The sequence below is a fragment of the Paraburkholderia fungorum genome (assembly GCF_003610895.1).
GTDB lineage: Bacteria > Pseudomonadota > Gammaproteobacteria > Burkholderiales > Burkholderiaceae > Paraburkholderia > Paraburkholderia fungorum_B.
In genome coordinates this window covers 81,985-102,227 of sequence record NZ_MCAS01000067.1, presented here as the reverse complement: position 1 = coordinate 102,227, position 20,243 = coordinate 81,985, and the positions used below count along the sequence as shown (strand labels likewise).

Annotated in this window: 15 protein-coding genes; 3 read left to right on the top strand and 12 right to left on the bottom strand. The window is 62.2% G+C overall.

Annotation, left to right across the window (positions count from 1 at the left end):
• Positions 1-298: 298 nt before the first annotated feature.
• The 5 genes from rpoD to BCY88_RS36030 form a co-directional block, all read right to left on the bottom strand.
• Positions 299-2,689 (bottom strand): RNA polymerase sigma factor RpoD, encoded by a 2,391-nt coding sequence (gene rpoD, locus BCY88_RS36050; RefSeq protein WP_120348846.1) that lies wholly within the window; start codon positions 2,687-2,689, stop codon positions 299-301.
• Positions 2,690-2,782: 93 nt separating this feature from the next.
• Positions 2,783-4,651, bottom strand: coding sequence for a DNA primase (gene dnaG / locus BCY88_RS36045; RefSeq protein ID WP_120348845.1), 1,869 nt, complete (start codon positions 4,649-4,651; stop codon positions 2,783-2,785).
• A gap of 79 nt (positions 4,652-4,730) precedes the next feature.
• On the bottom strand, positions 4,731-5,177 hold the full coding sequence (locus BCY88_RS36040; protein WP_120348844.1) for a GatB/YqeY domain-containing protein: 447 nt from the start codon (positions 5,175-5,177) through the stop codon (positions 4,731-4,733).
• Between the two features lie 236 nt (positions 5,178-5,413).
• Positions 5,414-5,626, bottom strand: coding sequence for a 30S ribosomal protein S21 (gene rpsU / locus BCY88_RS36035; RefSeq protein ID WP_120348843.1), 213 nt, complete (start codon positions 5,624-5,626; stop codon positions 5,414-5,416).
• A 68-nt stretch (positions 5,627-5,694) separates the two neighbouring features.
• A complete protein-coding gene (locus tag BCY88_RS36030; protein ID WP_120348842.1) occupies positions 5,695-6,912 on the bottom strand; it encodes a BaiN/RdsA family NAD(P)/FAD-dependent oxidoreductase in 1,218 nt (405 codons plus the stop codon).
• 131 nt (positions 6,913-7,043) lie between these two features.
• On the opposite strand from BCY88_RS36030, the gene tsaD reads away from it, so the two are divergent.
• Positions 7,044-8,072, top strand: coding sequence for a tRNA (adenosine(37)-N6)-threonylcarbamoyltransferase complex transferase subunit TsaD (gene tsaD / locus BCY88_RS36025; protein WP_120348841.1), 1,029 nt, complete (start codon positions 7,044-7,046; stop codon positions 8,070-8,072).
• Positions 8,073-8,150: 78 nt separating this feature from the next.
• Here the strand turns inward: tsaD and folE2 are convergent, their stop codons facing one another.
• The 4 genes from folE2 to BCY88_RS36005 form a co-directional block, all read right to left on the bottom strand.
• On the bottom strand, positions 8,151-8,957 hold the full coding sequence (gene folE2 / locus BCY88_RS36020; protein ID WP_120348840.1) for a GTP cyclohydrolase FolE2: 807 nt from the start codon (positions 8,955-8,957) through the stop codon (positions 8,151-8,153).
• 354 nt (positions 8,958-9,311) lie between these two features.
• A complete protein-coding gene (gene dxs / locus BCY88_RS36015; protein ID WP_120348839.1) occupies positions 9,312-11,219 on the bottom strand; it encodes a 1-deoxy-D-xylulose-5-phosphate synthase in 1,908 nt (635 codons plus the stop codon).
• A gap of 85 nt (positions 11,220-11,304) precedes the next feature.
• A complete protein-coding gene (locus BCY88_RS36010; RefSeq protein ID WP_120348838.1) occupies positions 11,305-12,186 on the bottom strand; it encodes a polyprenyl synthetase family protein in 882 nt (293 codons plus the stop codon).
• On the bottom strand, positions 12,183-12,491 hold the full coding sequence (locus BCY88_RS36005) for an exodeoxyribonuclease VII small subunit (protein WP_120348837.1): 309 nt from the start codon (positions 12,489-12,491) through the stop codon (positions 12,183-12,185). Before BCY88_RS36005 ends, BCY88_RS36010 begins: the two co-directional genes overlap by 4 nt.
• Positions 12,492-12,778: 287 nt before the next feature.
• On the opposite strand from BCY88_RS36005, the gene BCY88_RS36000 reads away from it, so the two are divergent.
• The gene (locus BCY88_RS36000) at positions 12,779-13,885 is read left to right on the top strand and encodes an aromatic ring-hydroxylating oxygenase subunit alpha (protein WP_120348836.1); all 1,107 of its coding nucleotides are present in this window, start codon (positions 12,779-12,781) and stop codon (positions 13,883-13,885) included.
• Positions 13,886-14,096: 211 nt separating this feature from the next.
• The gene (locus BCY88_RS35995) at positions 14,097-14,966 is read left to right on the top strand and encodes a sulfurtransferase (RefSeq protein ID WP_120348835.1); all 870 of its coding nucleotides are present in this window, start codon (positions 14,097-14,099) and stop codon (positions 14,964-14,966) included.
• Between the two features lie 31 nt (positions 14,967-14,997).
• Here the strand turns inward: BCY88_RS35995 and BCY88_RS35990 are convergent, their stop codons facing one another.
• The 3 genes from BCY88_RS35990 to polA all read right to left on the bottom strand — a co-directional run bounded on the left by BCY88_RS35990 (position 14,998) and on the right by polA (position 20,243).
• Positions 14,998-15,870, bottom strand: a complete 873-nt coding sequence (locus BCY88_RS35990; protein WP_120348834.1) for a dienelactone hydrolase family protein — start codon at positions 15,868-15,870, stop codon at positions 14,998-15,000.
• Positions 15,871-15,972: 102 nt separating this feature from the next.
• On the bottom strand, positions 15,973-17,322 hold the full coding sequence (locus BCY88_RS35985) for an NAD(P)/FAD-dependent oxidoreductase (protein ID WP_120348833.1): 1,350 nt from the start codon (positions 17,320-17,322) through the stop codon (positions 15,973-15,975).
• Between the two features lie 179 nt (positions 17,323-17,501).
• The gene (polA, locus tag BCY88_RS35980; RefSeq protein ID WP_120348832.1) at positions 17,502-20,243 is read right to left on the bottom strand and encodes a DNA polymerase I; all 2,742 of its coding nucleotides are present in this window, start codon (positions 20,241-20,243) and stop codon (positions 17,502-17,504) included.

Genomic DNA, 20,243 nt, shown 5'->3' with positions numbered 1-20,243 from the left:
CATGGTTTAGGTGAGCCTTTGCTAAGTCCGCTGCTCTAACCAAGCATGAGCTAGAGGCCCTGAAAACTGAAGATTTTACTGTATCTGATAACGATCGACGCAATCAAACGCCATCAAACACAGCCAAAGAAAAAGGACCTGGTCATGAAGGCCGGGCCCATTCCGATTGGCCGACATACTACACGAAAATAAGCTAAAACTCGCGAAAAAAGGGCCTCCGCAACCGCTTCGCCGAAACGAAACAACCGGGAGGCCCCTTCAAACTGCTACGTCGTTTCCCACAACCGCCAGGCTTCGATCAATTCCCTTCGAGGAACGACTTCAGCTTGTCCGAGCGGCTCGGGTGACGCAGTTTGCGCAGCGCCTTCGCCTCGATCTGACGAATCCGTTCACGCGTCACGTCGAACTGTTTACCGACTTCTTCGAGCGTGTGATCGGTGCTCATCTCGATACCGAAACGCATACGCAGCACCTTCGCTTCACGCGGCGTCAGCGAATCGAGCACGTCTTTCACGACATCGCGCATGCTGGCATGCAAGGCGGCGTCGGCCGGCGCGACCGTATTCGTATCTTCGATGAAGTCGCCCAGATGCGAATCGTCGTCGTCACCGATCGGCGTTTCCATCGAGATCGGCTCTTTCGCGATCTTCATGATCTTGCGGATCTTGTCTTCCGGCATTTCCATCTTCTCGGCCAGCGTTGCCGGATCCGGCTCGAGACCGGTTTCCTGCAAAATCTGGCGCGAGATGCGGTTCATCTTGTTGATCGTTTCGATCATGTGAACCGGAATCCGGATCGTACGCGCCTGGTCAGCAATCGAACGCGTAATGGCCTGACGGATCCACCACGTGGCATACGTGGAGAATTTGTAGCCGCGACGATATTCGAACTTGTCCACCGCCTTCATCAGGCCGATGTTGCCTTCCTGGATCAGATCGAGGAACTGCAGACCGCGGTTCGTGTACTTCTTCGCGATCGAGATCACGAGCCGCAAATTCGCCTCGGTCATTTCACGCTTGGCCTGACGCGCCTTCAGTTCACCGGCCGCCATCTGGCGGTTGGTTTCCTTCAGGTCCTTCAGCGGCAATACGACGCGCGCCTGCAAATCGAGCAGACGCTGCTGCTGTTCCTGAATGGCCGGAATGTTGCGCGTGAGGATCGCGCTATACGCGTGCCCTTCACCGACGATCTTGTCAGCCCAGTCCAGATCCGTTTCGCTGCCCGGGAAACGCGCGATAAATTCCGCACGCGGCATGCCGCACTTGTCGACCACCGTATGCAGAATCTGACGCTCGACCTGACGCACTTCGTCTACCTGCGCACGCAACGTGTCGCACAGACGCTCGACGGTGCGCGCGGTAAAGCGGATCGTCATCAGTTCGTTCTGGATCGTTTCCTGCGCCTTCAGATACGACTTGGACTTGTAGCCTTCCTTTTCGAACGCGCGACGCATCTTGTCGAACCATTCGCTGATCAGAGCGAACTTCTCGAGGGACGCACGCTTGAGCGCTTCCATCTGCGCCGCGTTGGCCGTGGCTTGCGCCGCGCCGTCGTCTTCTTCCTCGTCGTCCGACTCTTCTTCCTCTTCTTCCTCGTCTTCGTTCTCGATCGCTTCCGCTTCCTGCACCGAGAAGCCGTCGGCATCTTCCGCGTTGGCGTCGATCAGGCCGTCGACCAGTTCGTCGATACGGATTTCCTCGTTCGCGACGCGCTCAGCCATGGCCAGAATGTCGGCGATCGTGGTCGGGCACGCGGAGATCGCCATCACCATGTGCTTGAGGCCGTCTTCGATCCGCTTGGCGATTTCGATTTCGCCTTCGCGCGTGAGCAGCTCGACCGTACCCATTTCACGCATGTACATGCGGACCGGGTCGGTGGTGCGGCCGAATTCCGAGTCGACCGTGGAGAGCGCGACTTCCGCCTCCTCTTCCACTTCGTCGTCTGACGAGGCCGCGGGTGCGTTGTCGTTCAACAGCAGCGTTTCGGCATCCGGCGCCTGTTCATACACCGCCACGCCCATGTCATTGAACGTGCTGATGATGCCTTCGATCGCCTCGGTCTCGGTGAAGTTGTCCGGCAGGTGGTCGTTGATTTCCGCGTACGTGAGGAAGCCGCGCTCCTTGCCGAGCTTGATCAGCGTGCGCAGTTTGGAGCGGCGCTCTTCGAGTTCCTCGACGGTGCCCGGCTGCGACGACGCAAACGCGTCTTTCAGCAGTGCTTTTTCCTTTGCACGACGATCGCGAGCCTTGACCTTCTCCACCTTGCCGGGAACGGCCGCAGGGGTTTCTTCGCTTTGGGTTGCGTCGTCATCGACGGGTGTTTCGTTCAGCTTTTTCGTCATGGAGTTCGTCGTACCGGCTGTAGTCTCGACTCGCGGCTGTTGGACAACAGCCGGTTGAACCGTGGATACTGGAATCTCGCGCTCTACCGCATCGTCCTGCGCGGCAGGCGCTTCCCTTGCGCTTCTGACACCCGGCCGTTTTGCGGCCGGTGGTGGTACAGCTTTCGCCGCCCTGACCGGCTCCGCGCGCGCAGCGGAACTGGTCGAGGATTTCTTCCCGGCTGCAGGTGTGACGCTTGCGGCAGACGTTTTTCTGGGGGAAGAAGCTAACTTGGCCTCAGTGACCTTTCTGGTCGGCTCATTAGAGCCCGTGCCCGCTGCTTTTTTTCCGCCTGGTGTCTTTGCCATCGCAATCGCCTTTTCGCCTTTGCTAGGAAAACCATTGAAAAAACAAACCGCTAGAAACCTTTTATTATAGCACTCGGCCTTCTGCCACCTCGCTTACAGCCCGAGCTGGCGCTTCATCTCGGCCCGCTTCTGATTCAGCCCCGTCAGCTCAAGAAACTCCTCCGGCGTGTGCCGGGATTGCCGTGAAAGCTGCTCGAGGCGATCGCAGTAAGCGTCGTATCGCATCTTCAGAATCGCCGCTTTCAACTCCTCTCCGACGATCCGCTCCTGCTCGCGCCGTTCCTCGATGACGGTCGCATCCTCCGGGTCTTTCAGCAGTAAATCCCGAACGTTTTCATCATAGTCTAGAATTTTGCGAAAGATTTCCTCGAAAGTTGGGGCATTTGCGCCGTTTCGCAATAGGTCGGAAAGCAACTGAAATTCCGCCGAATCGCCCAGTGCGCGCGCATGCGTCGTCACTTCTTCGAACAACTCGCCGTGCCGCGTGACGCTCAGGAGCGCTTGCTCGGCTTCCTCGTCGAGCACCGCCACCGTGCGCGGGTGCATCACCAGATTGCGCAGCGTTTTTTCTTCGATCCCGGTCACACTGCGCCGGTCCTTGCGGGCCGGCGCCGATCGGGCAGCCGCCGCGATCCGGGCATCGACCTCGCATAATGCGGCCACTTCCTCGAACGGCACGTCGAGCCGGTCGGCAAACATATGCATGATCTGCGCGCGCAGCGCGTTCGCCGGCAATTGCTGCAGCAACGGTTTCGCGTCGAACAGCGCACGGGCGCGGCCTTCCGGCTGGTCCAGCTCCTTGCCGGTCAGCACCTCGTTCAGCATGAATTGCGACAGCGGCATGGCACGCTCGACCTGCTCGGCGAACGCCTCGGTGCCGAATTCGCGCACGTAGCTGTCCGGATCGTGCTCGGACGGCAGAAACAGGAACCGGATGGTCCGGTTGTCCGCCGCATGCGGCAGGCAGGCGTCCAGCGCCCGGCGCGCCGCGCGGCGCCCGGCCGAATCGCCGTCGAAGCTGAAAATGACCGTATCGGTCTGGCGCATCAATTTCTGCACATGAATCGGCGTGCAGGCCGTGCCGAGCGTGGCCACCGCATTCTGGAACCCCAATTGGGCCAGCGCGACTACGTCCATGTAACCTTCGACCACCAGCACGTAATGCTGTTCGCGAATCGCCAGACGTGCCTCGAACAGCCCGTACAGCTCGCTGCCTTTGTTAAATAGTGGCGTTTCGGGCGAATTCAAATACTTCGGCTCGCCGCCGTCCAGTACGCGCCCGCCGAAGCCGATCACCTGTCCTTTCACATTACGTATCGGGAACATGATCCGCTCGCGGAAGCGGTCGTAGCGGCGGTTCTGACCTTGCGCATCCGACTTTTCGCTGACGATCACGAGCCCCGATTCGACCAGGGAATCATCCCGATAGTTGGGGAACGCGGGTTCGAGATTCTGCCAGCCGTCCGGCGCATAACCGAGGCCGAAGCGGGCGGCGATCTCGCCGGTCAGGCCACGCTTCTTCAGATACTGGATCGCGACCGGCGCGCCGCGCAGTTGCTTGCGGTAGAAATCGCAGGCGGTCTGCATGACATCGGACAGCGCCGTGGTGACCGCCTTGGAGGCAGCCGGCGAATAACCACCCGACCCGCCCCCGCCATATCCCGGCGAAGGCTCATTCGGCACGGTCAAGCCGACCGATTGCGCGAGTTCGTTGACCGCCTCCGGAAAGGTGGAGCCGACGTGCTCCATCAGGAAACCGATCGCCGTACCATGCGCGCCGCAACCGAAACAGTGATAGAACTGCTTAGTCGGACTAACGGTAAACGAGGGGCTTTTCTCGTTGTGAAACGGGCACAGCCCCATGAAGTTCGCGCCGCCCTTTTTCAACTGCACATACCGGCCGACCACGTCGACAATATCGACGCGGTTAAGCAGGTCCTGCAGGAATGACGGTGGAATCACAGTGAATGACGCTACCTAAAAAAGCTCAAGTCCGCGCGTGCCGTCGAACAACGGCGCGCACCGACCGGAAATACAGGAATTACTTCGCGAGCGCGGCTTTGACCTGCGCCGAGACAGCGGTCATGTCGGCACGGCCGGCCAGTTTCGGCTTGAGCACGCCCATCACCTTGCCCATGTCCTGCGGGCCGGCGGCGCCGGTTTGCGCGACCGCGGCCTGAACCTCGGCAACGATCTCCGCTTCGGACATCTGCGCCGGCATATAGGCGGACAGAATGGCCAGTTCGGCCTTTTCCTTGTCGGCGAGATCCGTACGGCCGGCGGCTTCGAACTGGCTGATCGAGTCTTTGCGCTGCTTGATCATCTTGTCGATGACGGCGGTGATCGCCGTGTCGTCAAGGGTGACGCGCTCGTCGACTTCGCGCTGCTTGACCGCCGCGAGCAGCAAGCGGATCGTGCCGAGACGCTCGGTCTCACGCGCCCGCATGGCAGCTTTCATATCGTCGTTGATCTGGTCCTTGAGACTCATCACTCACCTGAATGCGTTGAAAATTTAAAAACCGGCCGCTGACGGTACCAATGCGCCGAATCCAACACAAACGCCCGCTTGGGACTGCTTCCTCAAGCGGGTTGGCGCAATTTTGCGTAATGGATGCGACCCTGCCGGCTGGCCCGAAGGGCCGTATTTTCCGTGACGGCACCTGCTGCGCCCTCACCGGTTGGATGTCGCCGCTCCGTTCGACAGGAACCGCGGCAACGCCAGAATCAGTAGAACTTCTTTGGCAGCATCTGGCTACGCAGACGCTTGAAATGACGCTTAACCGCAGCCGCCTTCTTGCGCTTGCGCTCAGCTGTAGGCTTTTCGTAAAACTCGCGGGCGCGCAGTTCGGTCAGCAACCCGTTTTTCTCCATCGTGCGCTTGAAGCGCCGCATGGCAACTTCAAACGGCTCGTTGTCTTTTACGAGGATGGTCGTCATTTTTCAATAACGGAACTTTGTAAAGGTTCAGGAGTATAGCAGAGCTTTCTCACAAAGCTAATGCGCCGTCAAGCCCCTGAAACGTAGTCCGCCGCCGCCTGGCCGGCCGCCACGCCGGAGGCCCACGCCCATTGGAAGTTGTAGCCGCCGAGCCAGCCGGTCACGTCGACTGCCTCGCCGATAAAGTACAAACCCGGCGTGCGGGCGCTCATCATCGTCGCCGACGACAGCTCGCGCGTGTCGATCCCCCCGCGCGTGACTTCGGCCTTGCGGTAGCCTTCAGTGCCGTTCGGGGTGAGCGTCCAGCGCGACAACGCCTCACCGACGCGGCGCAGCGTCTTGTCCGGCAGATCGGCCACACGCGCCTCGGCGGGAATCTGGTGGGTTTCCAGCCAGACATGGGCAAGCCGTTGTGGCACCCATTCCGAAAGCAGGTTGGCGATCTGGCGCTTCGTGCCGGTTTTGGCCTCCAGCAACGAGCTCGTGGCGTCCTGCTCGGGCAGCAGATTGATGTGAATCGGCTCGCCGGGCTGCCAGTAACTCGAAATCTGCAGAACCCCCGGACCCGACAGGCCGCGATGCGTGAGCAGCAGATCTTCGTTGAATTCGGCGCCGGTCTTTTTGTTGCCGGTTGCCAGTTGCACTTCGAGCGAGACGCCGGAGAGCGCCGCGAACGGTTCCCAGTCGGCCGGGGCAAAGGTCAGCGGAACCAGCGCGGGGCGGGTGTCGATCAGTTTGTGACCGAATTGCTTGGCGAGGCGGTAGGCGAAATCGGTGGCGCCGATCTTGGGAATCGACAGGCCGCCGGTCGCCACGATGAGCGCGCGAGCCGTGATCTGGCCCGAATGGGTATCCAGCGTGAACCGCCCTTCGGCGTCATGCCGCACCTGTTCGACCGCAAGCGGCGTGCGCCACGCAATGCGGCCTGCGTCGCACTCGTTCTTCAGCACGTTGATGACCGCGTCGCTCGACTGATCGCAAAACAGCTGCCCCTTGTGCTTCTCGTGCCACGTCACGTGATGCCGCTTGAGGAGCGCCATGAAGTCGCGCGGCGTATAACGCGCTAGCGCCGAGCGGCAGAAATGGGGATTGGCCGACAGGTAATTGGCCGGTCCGGCGTACAGATTCGTGAAGTTGCACCGGCCGCCGCCGGAAATGCGGATTTTTTCCGCGAGACGCTGCGAGTGGTCGATCAGCACCACGCGACGGCCGAGTTGCCCGGCCACGGCCGCACACATCATGCCGGCCGCGCCCGCGCCGATCACTGCGATATCGAAGGATTCCATGGGGCCGCATTGTACCCGCGCGTCTGCGGCCCCTTGCCCGCGCTGCTATACTTTCAGGCTTACCTTTTCACTTTTGGGCGCCGGAGTGGCTTTACCCGCGCGCCCGCTGACACCGGCCCAATCCCCCCACCATGCTCGTTCTCGGCATCGAAAGCTCCTGCGACGAAACTGGTCTCGCGCTCTACGACACAGAGCGCGGCCTGCTCGCGCACGCGCTGCATTCGCAAATTGCGATGCACCGGGAGTACGGCGGCGTGGTCCCGGAGTTGGCGTCGCGCGACCATATCCGGCGCGCGCTGCCTCTGCTCGAAGAAGTGATGGAGCGGGCCGGCGCGGTACGCAGCGACATCGACGCGATCGCCTACACGCAGGGTCCCGGCCTCGCGGGCGCGCTGCTGGTCGGCGCGAGCGTCGCCAATTCGCTCGCCATGGCCTGGGACAAACCGACCATCGGCATCCACCATCTCGAAGGGCATCTGCTGTCGCCGCTGCTGGTGGACGAGCCGCCGCCGTTTCCGTTCGTCGCACTGCTGGTGTCGGGCGGCCACACGCAGTTGATGCGCGTAACGGACGTGGGCGTCTACGAGACGCTCGGTGAAACGCTGGACGATGCCGCCGGTGAAGCCTTCGACAAAACCGCCAAGCTGCTCGGCCTCGGTTATCCGGGCGGTCCGGAAGTGTCGCGAATGGCTGAATTCGGCACGCCCGGTGCCGTGGTCCTGCCGCGCCCAATGCTGCATTCCGGCGACCTCGATTTCAGCTTCAGCGGCCTTAAGACCGCTGTCCTCACGCATGCCAGAAAGCTCGGCGGCGCAAATATCTGCGAGCAGGCGAAGGCCGATCTGGCGCGTGGTTTCGTCGACGCCGCCGTAGACGTGCTGGCGGCGAAATCGCTGGCCGCGCTCAAACGCACGAAATTGAACCGGCTGGTGGTGGCAGGCGGCGTGGGTGCGAACCGGCAATTGCGCGAGGCGCTTTCCGCTGCAGCCAAGAAACGAAATTTCTTCGTGCACTATCCGGACTTGTCGCTGTGTACGGATAACGGCGCGATGATCGCACTGGCAGGGGCATTGCGATTGCAACGCTGGCCCGATCAGTCCGGCAAAGACTACGCGTTCACGGTGAAGCCACGCTGGGACCTGACGTCGCTCGCACGCTGAATTTCAGCAACTTGACGGTGTAAAAAAAGAGCCGCTCGAAAGAGCGGCTCTTTATATTCCGGCAATGAAGCGCGCGAATCAGGCCGCCCGCTTATCCCGCTCGATCACGGCATACGCGCTGTGATTGTGAATCGATTCGAAGTTCTCAGCTTCGAGCACGTAAGCGACGATGCGTTCGTCCGCGTTCAGACGCTGCGCGACATCACGCACCAGGTCTTCGACGAACTTCGGATTTTCGTAGGCACGTTCGGTGACGAACTTCTCGTCCGGACGCTTGAGCAGGCCCCACAGTTCGCACGAGGCTTCTTCTTCCGCGATACGAACCAGCTCTTCCACCGCCACGTCGCCCGCCAACTCCGCATTGATCGTGACGTGCGAGCGCTGGTTGTGCGCGCCATACTGCGAAATCTTCTTCGAGCACGGGCACAGGCTCGTGACCGGCACCAGTACTTTCAGGAACAGACGCGTCGCGCCGTTGCGGGTCTCGCCTGTCAACGTGACTTCATAGTCGAGCAGACTTTGCACGCCCGACACCGGCGCGGTCTTGTTCACGAAGTACGGGAACGACACCTCGATGCGACCCGCCTCGGCCTCGAGCTTTTCGAGCATCGCGGCGAGCATGGTGCGGAACGTGGCCGCCTCGAGCGGCGCCTTGTTCTCTTCAAGCAGGGCGACGAAACGCGACATGTGTGTGCCTTTCTGATCGGCCGGCAGATGCACGTCGAGGTTCCATGTGCCGACCGTCGGCTGCACTTCGCCGCCTTGCGTGCGCACTGTCAACGGATGGCGCACTGCCTTGACCCCGACTCGTTGAATCGGAATCTGACGCGTATCAGGCGTGCTTTGCACGTCGGGCATCACAAAGGCGGGATTCATCTGGTTCATGTTCTTGTCCTTTCAAGAAAACGCCGGGCCGGGCCAAGCTGGCCACCCCAAGTTTTCCGCTCCGCGGGAAAGCCTCCCGCCCCTAGGGAAGTCCCAAGGAAGATTAGCGGATTACCCCATCGGGGGTTGTCGCCAGGCGACAGGTTTGCGTGCTCCTGGCGACCCTGCGGGCCGGGCAATCGGGCCGCACAATGGCGAACGCCGGCCCCTGCCGGCGTTGGATGATGGACCCGAAGGTCCATCGACTCAAGTTGGAGATTGCTATGGCCGCCATAGCCGCGGCATGGCGCACGGCAGAGCGGCTGAACGACTCAGCCAACCGACCCAGTCAAGTGATGCAACCAGGCGACGCAGTTAAGCAACCCGCTTCACCGAGGATTGACCGGCGAGCGCGCCGCTGGAGAGAAAACGTTCGCGAATCGACTTGGCAATGCCCGTGGCGTCGAGACCACACGCGGCGAGCAACTTGGCCGGATCTCCATGATCGATGAAGCGATCCGGAAGGCCCAATTGTAGTACGGGCCGCATAACCCCACTCTCAAGCAGGGCTTCGACGCAAGCCGAACCCGCGCCGCCCATCACACAGCCTTCTTCGATCGTGACAATGGCGTCGTGTGTTTCGGCCAGCTGGCGGACCAGCTCGGCGTCCAGCGGTTTCACGAAGCGCATGTTCGCCACCGTGGCGTCCAGCTGCTCGGCCGCGGCGAGCGAGGGTGCCACCATCGTACCGAAGGCCAGAATCGCAATCCGCTTGCCGGCCGGTTGCGACGTTTCGCGACGAATCTCACCCTTGCCGAGCGGCAGCGCCGTCATCTGCTTGACGGTTGCAACGCCCGTGCCGGCACCGCGCGGATAGCGCACCGCCGTCGGATTCGGCTGCTGCAGCGCGGTGTACAGCATCTGACGGCATTCGTTTTCGTCCGATGCCGCCATCACGGTCATGTTCGGGATACAGCGCATGAACGCCAGATCGTAGGCACCGGCGTGCGTGGCGCCGTCCGCGCCGACCAGACCCGCGCGGTCGATGGCGAACACCACCGGCAGGTTTTGCAGCGCGACGTCGTGGATCAACTGATCGTAAGCACGTTGCAGGAAGGTCGAGTAGATCGCGACCACCGGCTTCATGCCGTCCGCGGCCAGGCCGCCGGCGAACGTCACCGCGTGCTGCTCGGCAATACCGACGTCGAAGTAGCGATCCGGGAAACGCTTCTCGAACTCGACCATGCCCGAACCTTCACGCATGGCCGGCGTGATACCGACCACGCGCGCGTCCAGCTCGGCCGCGTCGCACAGCCATTCGCCGAACACCTGCGTGTAGGTCTTCTTCGACGGCGTGGTGGCCGGCTTGATGCCTTCGGCCGGGTTGAACTTGCCCGGGCCGTGGTACAGCACCGGATCGGCTTCGGCCAGCTTGTAGCCCTGACCCTTTTTCGTCACGACGTGCAGGAATTGCGGACCGCGCAGTTCCTTGATGTTCTGCAGCGTCGGGATGAGCGAATCGAGGTCGTGACCGTCGATCGGGCCGATGTAGTTGAAACCGAACTCTTCGAAGAGCGTGGCAGGCACGATCATGCCCTTCGCGTGCTCTTCCAGCTTGCGCGCCAGGTCGAGCATGGGCGGCGCCACGCGCAGCACGCGTTCGACGCCCGCACGCGCGGCGGCGTAGAAGCGGCCCGACATCAGGCGTGCCAGATGGCGATTCAGCGCGCCGACCGGCGGCGAAATCGACATGTCGTTGTCGTTCAGAATGACCAGCAGCGGCACGTCGTCTTCGACGCCGGCGTTGTTCATCGCCTCGAAGGCCATGCCGGCCGTCATCGCGCCGTCGCCGATCACGGCGATGCCCATGCGGTTCTCGCCCTGCAGCTTGCTGGCGACCGCCATGCCGAGCGCGGCCGAGATCGAGGTGCTGGAGTGCGCGGTGCCGAACGTGTCGTATTCCGACTCGTCACGCTTCGGGAAACCCGAGATGCCGCCCAGCTGACGCAGCGTGTGCATCTGGTCGCGGCGGCCCGTCAGGATTTTGTGCGGGTAGGTTTGATGGCCGACGTCCCACACGATCCGGTCGCGCGGTGTATCGAACACATAGTGCAGAGCAATGGTCAACTCGACCGTGCCGAGATTGGACGAAAGATGGCCGCCCGTCTGCGATACGCTGTCGAGCACAAAAGCACGCAACTCGTCGGCAAGCGGTTGCAATTGGCGGCGATCGAGGCGGCGCAGGGCTGCCGGGTCGTCGATGGTTTTCAGCAAGTCGTACATCGTCGTTCCATTGTAGGAAAACTTACGCGCCCGCACTTCATACATGCACCTCGTAGCAAAGGTGCGCGGCGGCGGGCTTTCGCGTTCAGCTAACCCGGTTCACCACCAGGTCGGCCAATTCGGCAAGACGCTGCGCGCGCGCGCCAAACGGCGCAAGCGCAGCGTGAGCGTCGCTGCGCAGTTGCGCAGCAAGCGCACGTGACGCATCTAGCCCAATGATCGACACGTAGGTCGGCTTGCCGTCCTTCGCGTCTTTACCCGCCGTCTTGCCAAGCGTCGCGGAGTCGGTCGTGACGTCGAGAATATCGTCGACAACCTGAAACGCGAGGCCGACAGCGGCTGCATACGCGTCGAGCGAACGCATGGCGTCCGCATCCGGCGTTTCACCCGCCAGCGCGCCCATGCGCACCGCGGCACGCAGCAAGGCGCCGGTTTTCATCCGGTGCATGGTTTCGAGTTGCGCGCGCGTCAGCGTGTGGCCGACGCTCGCGAGGTCGATGGCCTGGCCGCCGCACATGCCGACCGAACCGCTCGCCAAAGCCAGTTCACGCACGAGCGATGCCTGCTGCGCCGGCGCCAGCACCTCCGACGTCAGCGCGACGAATGCCTGCGCCTGCAGCGCGTCGCCGACCAGCAGCGCCGTGGCTTCGTCATACTTGACGTGTACCGTGGGTTTGCCGCGACGCAGCGCGTCGTCGTCCATGCAGGGCATGTCGTCGTGCACGAGCGAATACACGTGGATCATTTCCAGTGCCGCCGCCGCCGCATCCAGGCACTCGGCCCGCGCGCCAGTCAGCTCGCCGGCCGCGTGGCACAGCAGCGGGCGCACCCGCTTGCCGCCGCCCAGCACCGCATAGCGCATGGCTTCATGCAGTTTGGCCGGCTCGGTTGCTTCCGTGGGCAGGTAGTGTTCTAGTGCCGCTTCGACGCGTTCGAGTACTGCGCGCGTCCATTGTTCGAATGTCATAGGTCGTCCCCGCTTTCAGTAGCGGCTGTGCCTGCGGTATTCATGGGCAGTGGCTTGAGTGTCTCGCCATCGAGCACGCGCACCTGCTGCTCGACCTTCTCGAGCTGCTGCTGGCAAAACGCGACGAGGGCCGCACCGCGCCGGTAGGCGGCGAGCGACTCCTCGAGGCTGAGATTGCCGCCTTCCATGCGCGCAACCAGCCCTTCCAGCTCGGCCTGAGCCGCCTCGTAGTTCTCGGGCAGCGGCGTGGTGTCGACGCCTTCAGCCGACGCGGCAGCAGTATCTTTCGACGCGGTCTTCGCCATGAATAGTCGCAAAATTAAAACAAGTCGGACATTCTACGGCAAAAGCGACATTTCCGATCCCACCGGCCGCCCACGCCCCGTCATTACCCTCCGTATCCGGCCCTCAGTCTCGCAGAAAAAATTCGATTGGTCTGCGGCAAAAACCGTGAACTTCTCTGACATTTTTGACCCAAATCAGGCACTTAAGCGCCCCAAGGAAGGGGAATCGGGTATAATCGCGGGCTCCCTAAATCGAATCCATCGATGGTTGGGTTGTTCACTGCTTTCACGTCTTCACGGGAGTGGGAATGTCCAATCTGAGCAATGCATTGCAGTTGCGGTCTGTCCACAGCCAGCTGCCAGTCACGGCTTACTTTGACGAAGCGCTTCTAACGCGCGAAATCGACACCCTTTTCAAGAAAGGTCCTCGCTACATCGGCCACGATCTCATGGTGCCCGAAGCGGGAAATTATTTTGCCTTGCCCAGCGAGAGCGAAGGGCGTGTGCTCGTCCGTAACCAGCAGTCACAAGTCGAACTGCTGTCGAACGTGTGCCGCCACCGGCAAGCCATCATGCTCAACGGCCGCGGCCAGGCGGAGAACATCGTCTGCCCCCTGCATCGCTGGACGTACGATCTGAACGGCCAGCTCCTCGGCGCGCCGCATTTCGCGGACAACCCCTGCCTGAATCTCGGCGCCACGCCGCTGCAGAACTGGCAAGGCCTGCTGTTCGAAGCGCAGGGGCGCGACGTCGCGCGGGATCTGGCACGCCTCGGCACCAAGCAGCACTTCGATTTTTCGGGCTTCATGTTCGATCACGTCGAAGTGCACGAGTGCAATTACAACTGGAAGTCCTTTATCGAGGTCTACCTGGAGGACTACCACGTCGCGCCGTTCCATCCGGGCCTCGGCAGCTTCGTCAATTGCGACGATCTGACGTGGGAATTCGGCGAGTGGTATAGCGTGCAGACGGTCGGCGTCCACAAGGATCTGGAGCAGCCGGGCAGTCCGACGTACCGTAAATGGCACGACGCGGTGCTGCGCTTCCGCGGCGGCAATCCGCCCGAATTCGGCGCGATCTGGATGGTGTACTACCCCGGCATCATGATCGAGTGGTATCCCCACGTGCTGGTCGTGTCGTGGTTGATTCCGCGTGGCCCGCAAAAAACCACCAACGTGGTCGAGTTCTATTACCCTGAGGAAATCGCGTTGTTCGAGCGTGAGTTCGTCGAAGCCGAGCGCGCCGCCTATATGGAAACGGCCCGCGAAGACGACGAGATCGCCGAGCGTATGGACGCGGGACGCCGCGCGCTGATGGAACGCGGCGAATCGCAGGTCGGTCCGTATCAGAGTCCGATGGAAGACGGCATGCAGCACTTCCACGAATTCTTGCGGCGCGAGCTCGGCACAATCTGATCCGCGCGGGGTCCGCGCGTGCTCCGTATGCATCGGCGTTTGAACCGATCGCTTGCGCGAGCCGCATCAAAGCATGGAAAGACGGGCTTCGGCCCGTCTTTTTTTGTTTAGACTATCAGTATCGTTCGGCCATTCGCTAACGGCGCCAAGCCGCCGGGCGAGCGCCGCAATCGCCCGCTTTACAACCATCTTGCATGGGACCGGAGACGTCATGCCGCACACTCACTACACCACACTCATCTCCGCGACCAACCTCGCGGAACGGCTGGCTGCCGCGCCGGGCACCGTGTTCGTCATCGATTGCCGCTTCGATCTGGTCGACACCGAGGCGGGCGAGAAAGCCTATCTGGCTGGGCATTTGCCCGGTGCGCATTATCTGAACCTCGATCGCGATCTGTCAGGGCCGAAGAACGGCAGCAATGGCCGCCATCCGCTGCCGGACCGCGCGCGGCTGGTGGAGACGCTGGAGTCCCGCGGGCTCAAGCAGGGGCAGCAGGTAGTCGCTTATGACGCGCAGGGGGGCATGTATGCCGCGCGTGCATGGTGGCTGCTGCGCTGGCTCGGCCACGACGCGGTTGCGCTGCTCGACGGCGGATTGCAAGCCTGGCAGGCCGCCGGCCATCCGCTGACGCAGGACGCGCCGGCGCAGAACACCGGCGACTTCAAGGCAGGCGCACCGCTTTCTGTCACCGTCGACGCGCAGACCGTCGAGCGCAATCTGGGCACGAAAGAACGCGTGGTGGTCGATGCACGCGCGAACGATCGTTATCGCGGCGAGAACGAAACGCTGGATCGCGTCGGCGGCCATATTCCTGGCGCGCTCAACCGGTTCTTCAAGGACAACCTCACCGCCGACGGCCGCTACAAACCGGCCCACACGCTACGCGAGGAATTCCATGCATTGCTGGGCGACACGTCGCCGGAGCACGTGGTGCTGCAGTGCGGCTCGGGCGTGACGGCATGTGTAAACGCGCTCGCCATGGAAGTTGCGGGCCTGCATGGCGCCGCGCTCTATGCGGGGTCCTGGAGCGAATGGAGTTCCGACCCGAAGCGGCCGGTGGCAACGGGTCCGAATCCTTAAGCGACCTGAGCGCCCAAACGGCTTAAACGGTTCAGGCAACGCCGTGCTGCTTGAACCACGCCAGCACGCGGCGCCAGCCATCTTCAGCATCGACTTTCTTGTAGCTCGGCCGGTAGTCGGCAAAAAACGCGTGGCCCGCGTCGTCGTACACGACGAACTGCGAGCCGCGCCCCGCCTGCGGGCCCTGCGCGATGGCCTGCTTCATCTGTTCGAGCGTGTCCTGCGGAATGCTTTGGTCCTGGCGGCCGTATAGACCCAGCACGGGTGCGTGCAGATCGGCCACACGGTCGAGCGGGTTCGCCGGGTTCGTTGCGCTGTGATCGCCGCCGACCCGGCCATACCATGCCGCGGCCGCCTTCAGCCGGGGATTGTGCTCGGCATACAGCCACGCGATACGTCCTCCCCAGCAAAAGCCATTCACGCCTAACCGGTTCAGATCGCCGCCGTGTTCGCCCGCCCACGCGACCGTGGCGTCGAGATCGCTCAGCGCCTGCTCGTCGGGCACCTTACTCAGAATTTGACTGCTGATTTGCTGGATGGTCGGCAGCGTCGACGGATCGCCTTCGCGGACGAACAGATCGGGCGCAATCGCCAGATAACCGAGCTTGGCAAAGCGCCGGCACACATCGGCGATATGCTCATGAACGCCAAAGGCCTCATGGATGACGATGATCACCGGCAAATGCGTCTTGCCCTTGGGCTGCGCGCGATAGGCCGGCACCAGCGTGTCACCGGAATGTACCGCGATCTCGCCGGCTTCAAGACCCTCGCTATCGGTATGGATGGTTTGCGCCGACACCGGCAGCACAGCAGCGGCGAAACCGGTGCCGAGCGCGGCTTTGATGAAGGTGCGGCGATTGAAGGGAACGTGCGGGACCAGGCTGTCAATTTCGGGTTTCAGCATGCGGCGCTCCTCGTGGGGAAGGGTGGATGCAACAGAATACGCTTCAGCGGCATCCTGTTGCAGATGCACCCTTCTCAGGCGCGCTCAGCCTGCCACCAGGCTTCAGTGCAGTTTGACCCGCGGCAGTGTGGTGCGCCGCAGCCAGTGCGCGAAGGTGTCGAGCACCATCCGCGCGTAGCCATGCAACGCCGCGATATGCAGCCGGTAGAGCGACATGTACATGAAGCGCGCGAACAGCCCTTCGATCAACATATTGCCGCCGATCACACCGCCCATCAGATTGCCGACCGCGCTGAAGTGCCCGAGCGACACCAGCGAGCCGAAGTCGCGGTAGGTGAACTCCGGCAGCGGCTTGTTCTCGAGCCGGGCCGCCAGCGCCTTCATCAGGAAGCTCGCCTGCTGGTGTGCCGCCTGTGCCCGCGGCGGCACGTTGCGCTCATTGCCCGGCCACGGGCAAGCTGCGCAATCGCCGAGCGCGAAGATGTTGTCGTCGATTTCGGTTTGCAGCGTGCGGCGCACGACGAGTTGCCCCAGACGATTGACCGGCAGGCCGTCGAGCTCGCTCAGGACGGCCGGCGCCTTGATGCCTGCCGCCCATACCGTCAGGTCCGCACGCACGGTTTTGCCGCTGGCCGTGCGGATCATGCCGGGCGCGACTTCCGCCACGGTCTCGCCGATCATCAGCTTCACGCCGAGCTTGGTGAGCAATTCGGCGGTGGCGGTCGATACACGCTCCTGCAAGGCCGGCAAAATGCGCGGGCCCGCTTCGATCAACACGATGCCGACGTCGTGCCGCGGATCGAGCTTATGCAAGCCGTAAGCGGACAACACCTGGGCCGTGTTGCGCAACTCCGCCGAGAGTTCGACGCCCGTCGCGCCGCCGCCGACGATCGCCACCTGGATGCGCGGCTCGGACGAAGGCGAGGTACCCGGGTTCGATTCGACCGGCTCATGCACCTGATGCTCAGCGCGCATGCAAGCCGCGATCAGGCGCTTGCGGAAGCGCTCTGCCTGGCTGACCGTGTCGAGCGCGAGAGAAAACTCGGGCGCGCCCTTCACGCCGAAGAACGCCGTAGTGCTGCCGATCGCGATGATCAGCGTGTCGTATTCGAGTTCGCGTGCGGGCAGCAATTCGGCGCCATCGTCGTCGAGCACGGTGCCGAGCGTGAGACGTTTGTTCGCGCGGTCCAGCCCGGTCAACTCGCCCTGCTGAAACTCGAAGCCATGCCAGCGCGCTTGCGCCGCATATTCGAGTTCCTGGGTGAACGGGTCCATGCTGCCGGCCGCCACTTCATGCAGCAGCGGCTTCCAGATATGGGTTGGGTTACGGTCGACGAGCGTTACTTGCGCGCGCACACCGCCTTTATTCTTGTGAGGCGCATAGCGGTCACCTAAGCGTGTCGCCAGTTCCAGCCCTCCCGCACCTCCGCCAACGACGATAAAACGATGCATTGAACTCTCCGTATTTGCCGATGGGTTATGCGTCGCGACGGCGCGCCTTGAGCATCAAGAACGCGCCGCCTGTTCTGGCTGATTGTCCGCGAGCAGTACGGGTTGTCACAAGCTATCAATACGCATATGTGACATGTGCACGACGTTATCGCCTTTCAGGCGCCTTCGTCACATTCACGTCAATGCGCTTCTTCCCAGTTCAGGCCGGCGCCCACTTCGGCGACCAGCGGCACTTTCAGCGCGGCGACACCGCACATCAGTTCCGGCAAGCGCTTACGTACATCGGACAGTTCCGCGTCTGGCACCTCGAGAATCAGTTCGTCGTGCACCTGCATGATCATGCGCGTGCCGACCTTCGATTCTTCGATCCACTTCTGCACCGCGATCATCGAGAGCTTGATCAGATCGGCGGCCGTGCCCTGCATCGGCGCATTAATGGCTGCGCGCTCCGCTGCCTGGCGGCGCGGACCGTTACCGCCGTTGATCTCCGGCAGCCACAGGCGGCGACCGAACGCCGTTTCCACGTAGCCCTTGGCCTTCGCGCTCAGACGCGTTTCGTCCATATAACGCGCGACGCCCGGATAACGCGCGAAGTAGCGGTCGATATACAGCTTCGCTGCGTCGCGCGTAATGCCGAGGTTCGCGGCAAGACCGAACGCGCTCATGCCGTAGATCAGGCCGAAGTTGATGACCTTCGCCACGCGCCGCTGATCGCTCGAGACTTCGAGCGGCGTTACGCTGAAAATTTCCGCTGCGGTGGCGCGGTGAATGTCTTCGCCTTGGGAGAATGCGCGCAGCAGCGATTCGTCGCCGGAAATGTGCGCCATGATGCGCAACTCGATCTGCGAGTAATCGGCGGACACGAGCTTGTGACCCGGCGGCGCGATGAACGCCTCGCGAATGCGGCGGCCTTCGCCAGTGCGCACGGGAATGTTCTGCAGGTTCGGATCGTTCGACGCCAGCCGGCCCGTGACCGCTACCGCCTGCGCATAGTTCGTATGCACGCGGCCGGTGGTGGCGTTGACCATGCGCGGCAGCTTGTCGGTATACGTCGATTTCAGCTTCGACAAACCGCGGTGTTCGAGCAGGATCTTCGGCAGCGGATAGTCTTCGGCGAGCTTTTGCAGCACTTCTTCGTCGGTGGACGGCGCGCCGCTCGGGGTCTTCTTGACCACCGGCAATTCGAGCTTTTCAAAGAAGATCTGGCCGATCTGCTTCGGCGAACCCAGATTGAATTCGCCGCCGGCCAGCACGTACGCTTCGCTTTCCAGTTGAATCAGACGCGCGGCGATTTCGCTGCTTTGCGCGCGCAGCTTTTCCGCGTCGATCAGCACACCGGTACGCTCCATCTTGCGCAAGACGCGCGAAGTGGGCACTTCGATGTCGCGATACACGTAGTCGAGCGTTTTCTCCGCGGCCACTTGCGGATACAAGGCCTGATGCAGACGCAAGGTAATGTCGGCGTCTTCCGCTGCATACTCGGCGGCCTGCTCCAACGCGACTTCGTCGAAGCCGATTTGCGATGCGCCCTTACCCGCGACCTCTTCGTATTTGATCGTCTTGATGCCGAGATGGCGCAGCGCGAGGCTGTCCATATCGTGTGTGCGATGCGACTCGAGCACGTACGATTCCAGCAGCGTGTCGTGTTCGACGCCGCGCATTTCGATGCCGTAGTTCGCCAGCACCTGTTCGTCGTACTTCATGTGCTGGCCGACTTTTTTATGTTCGGCACTCTCCAGCCACGGCTTGAGCTTTGCCAGCACTTCCTCGCGCGGCAGTTGCACGGGCGCGTCCGGACCGCGATGCGCAAGCGGCACATAAGCGGCATAGCCCGGTTCGACCGACAACGACACGCCCACGATTTGCGCGGTCATGGGATCGAGCGAGGTGGTTTCAGTATCGAACGCGGTCAATTCGGCCGCGTTGATTTTCTCGAGCCACGCGTCGAACTGTTCCCAGGTCTGCACGGTGTCGTAGTGACGTTCGTGATCCACGGTGAGCGCCGGCGGCACGTCGGTCTCGGGACCTTCCACGACCTCGGCGACTTCCACTTCGCGCAGCCAGGTCTTGAAGCCGTTGCGCGTGAACACGTCGCGCAATTCCTCGCGCGATTCCGGCCGGCTTTGCAGGCTTTCCTCGATCGACACGATATGGCCGGTCAGATCGCATTGCCGCTCGACGGTGACGAGTTTCTTCGCCATCGGCAGAAAATCGAGCGCACGTCGCAGATTGTCTCCTACCGCACCTTTAATTTCGTCCGCATGTGCGACGATGCCGTCGAGTGTCTCGTACTGCGTGAGCCATTTGATCGCCGTTTTCGGCCCGCATTTGTCGACGCCGGGCACGTTGTCGACGGTATCGCCGATCAACGACAGGTAGTCGATGATGCGCTCCGGCGGCACGCCGAATTTGGCGATCACGCCTTCGCGGTCGAGCTTCTCATTAGTCATCGTATTGATGAGGGTGACATGATCCGACACGAGCTGCGCCAGATCCTTGTCCCCAGTCGACACGATCACATTCATGCCGCGTTTTTCGGCCTCGGTGCTGAGCGTGCCGATCACGTCGTCGGCTTCGACACCTTCGATCATCAGCAGCGGCCAGCCGAGCGCGCGCACGGCGACGTGAATCGGCTCGATCTGGCGGGCGAGGTCGTCCGGCATGGACGGCCGGTTCGCCTTATAGTCGGCATACCAGTCGTCACGGAACGTTTTGCCCTTGGCGTCGAACACGCACGCGCTATACTCTGCGGTGACTTCCTTGCGCATGCGCCGCAGCATGTTGATCATTCCATAGAGCGCACCCGTCGGACCACCTTCGGGTCCGCGCAGATCAGGCATCGCATGGTAGGCCCGGTACAGATAACTCGAACCGTCGACCAATAGCAGGGTCTTACCTTCAAGGCTTCGTTCTTCAGGCAT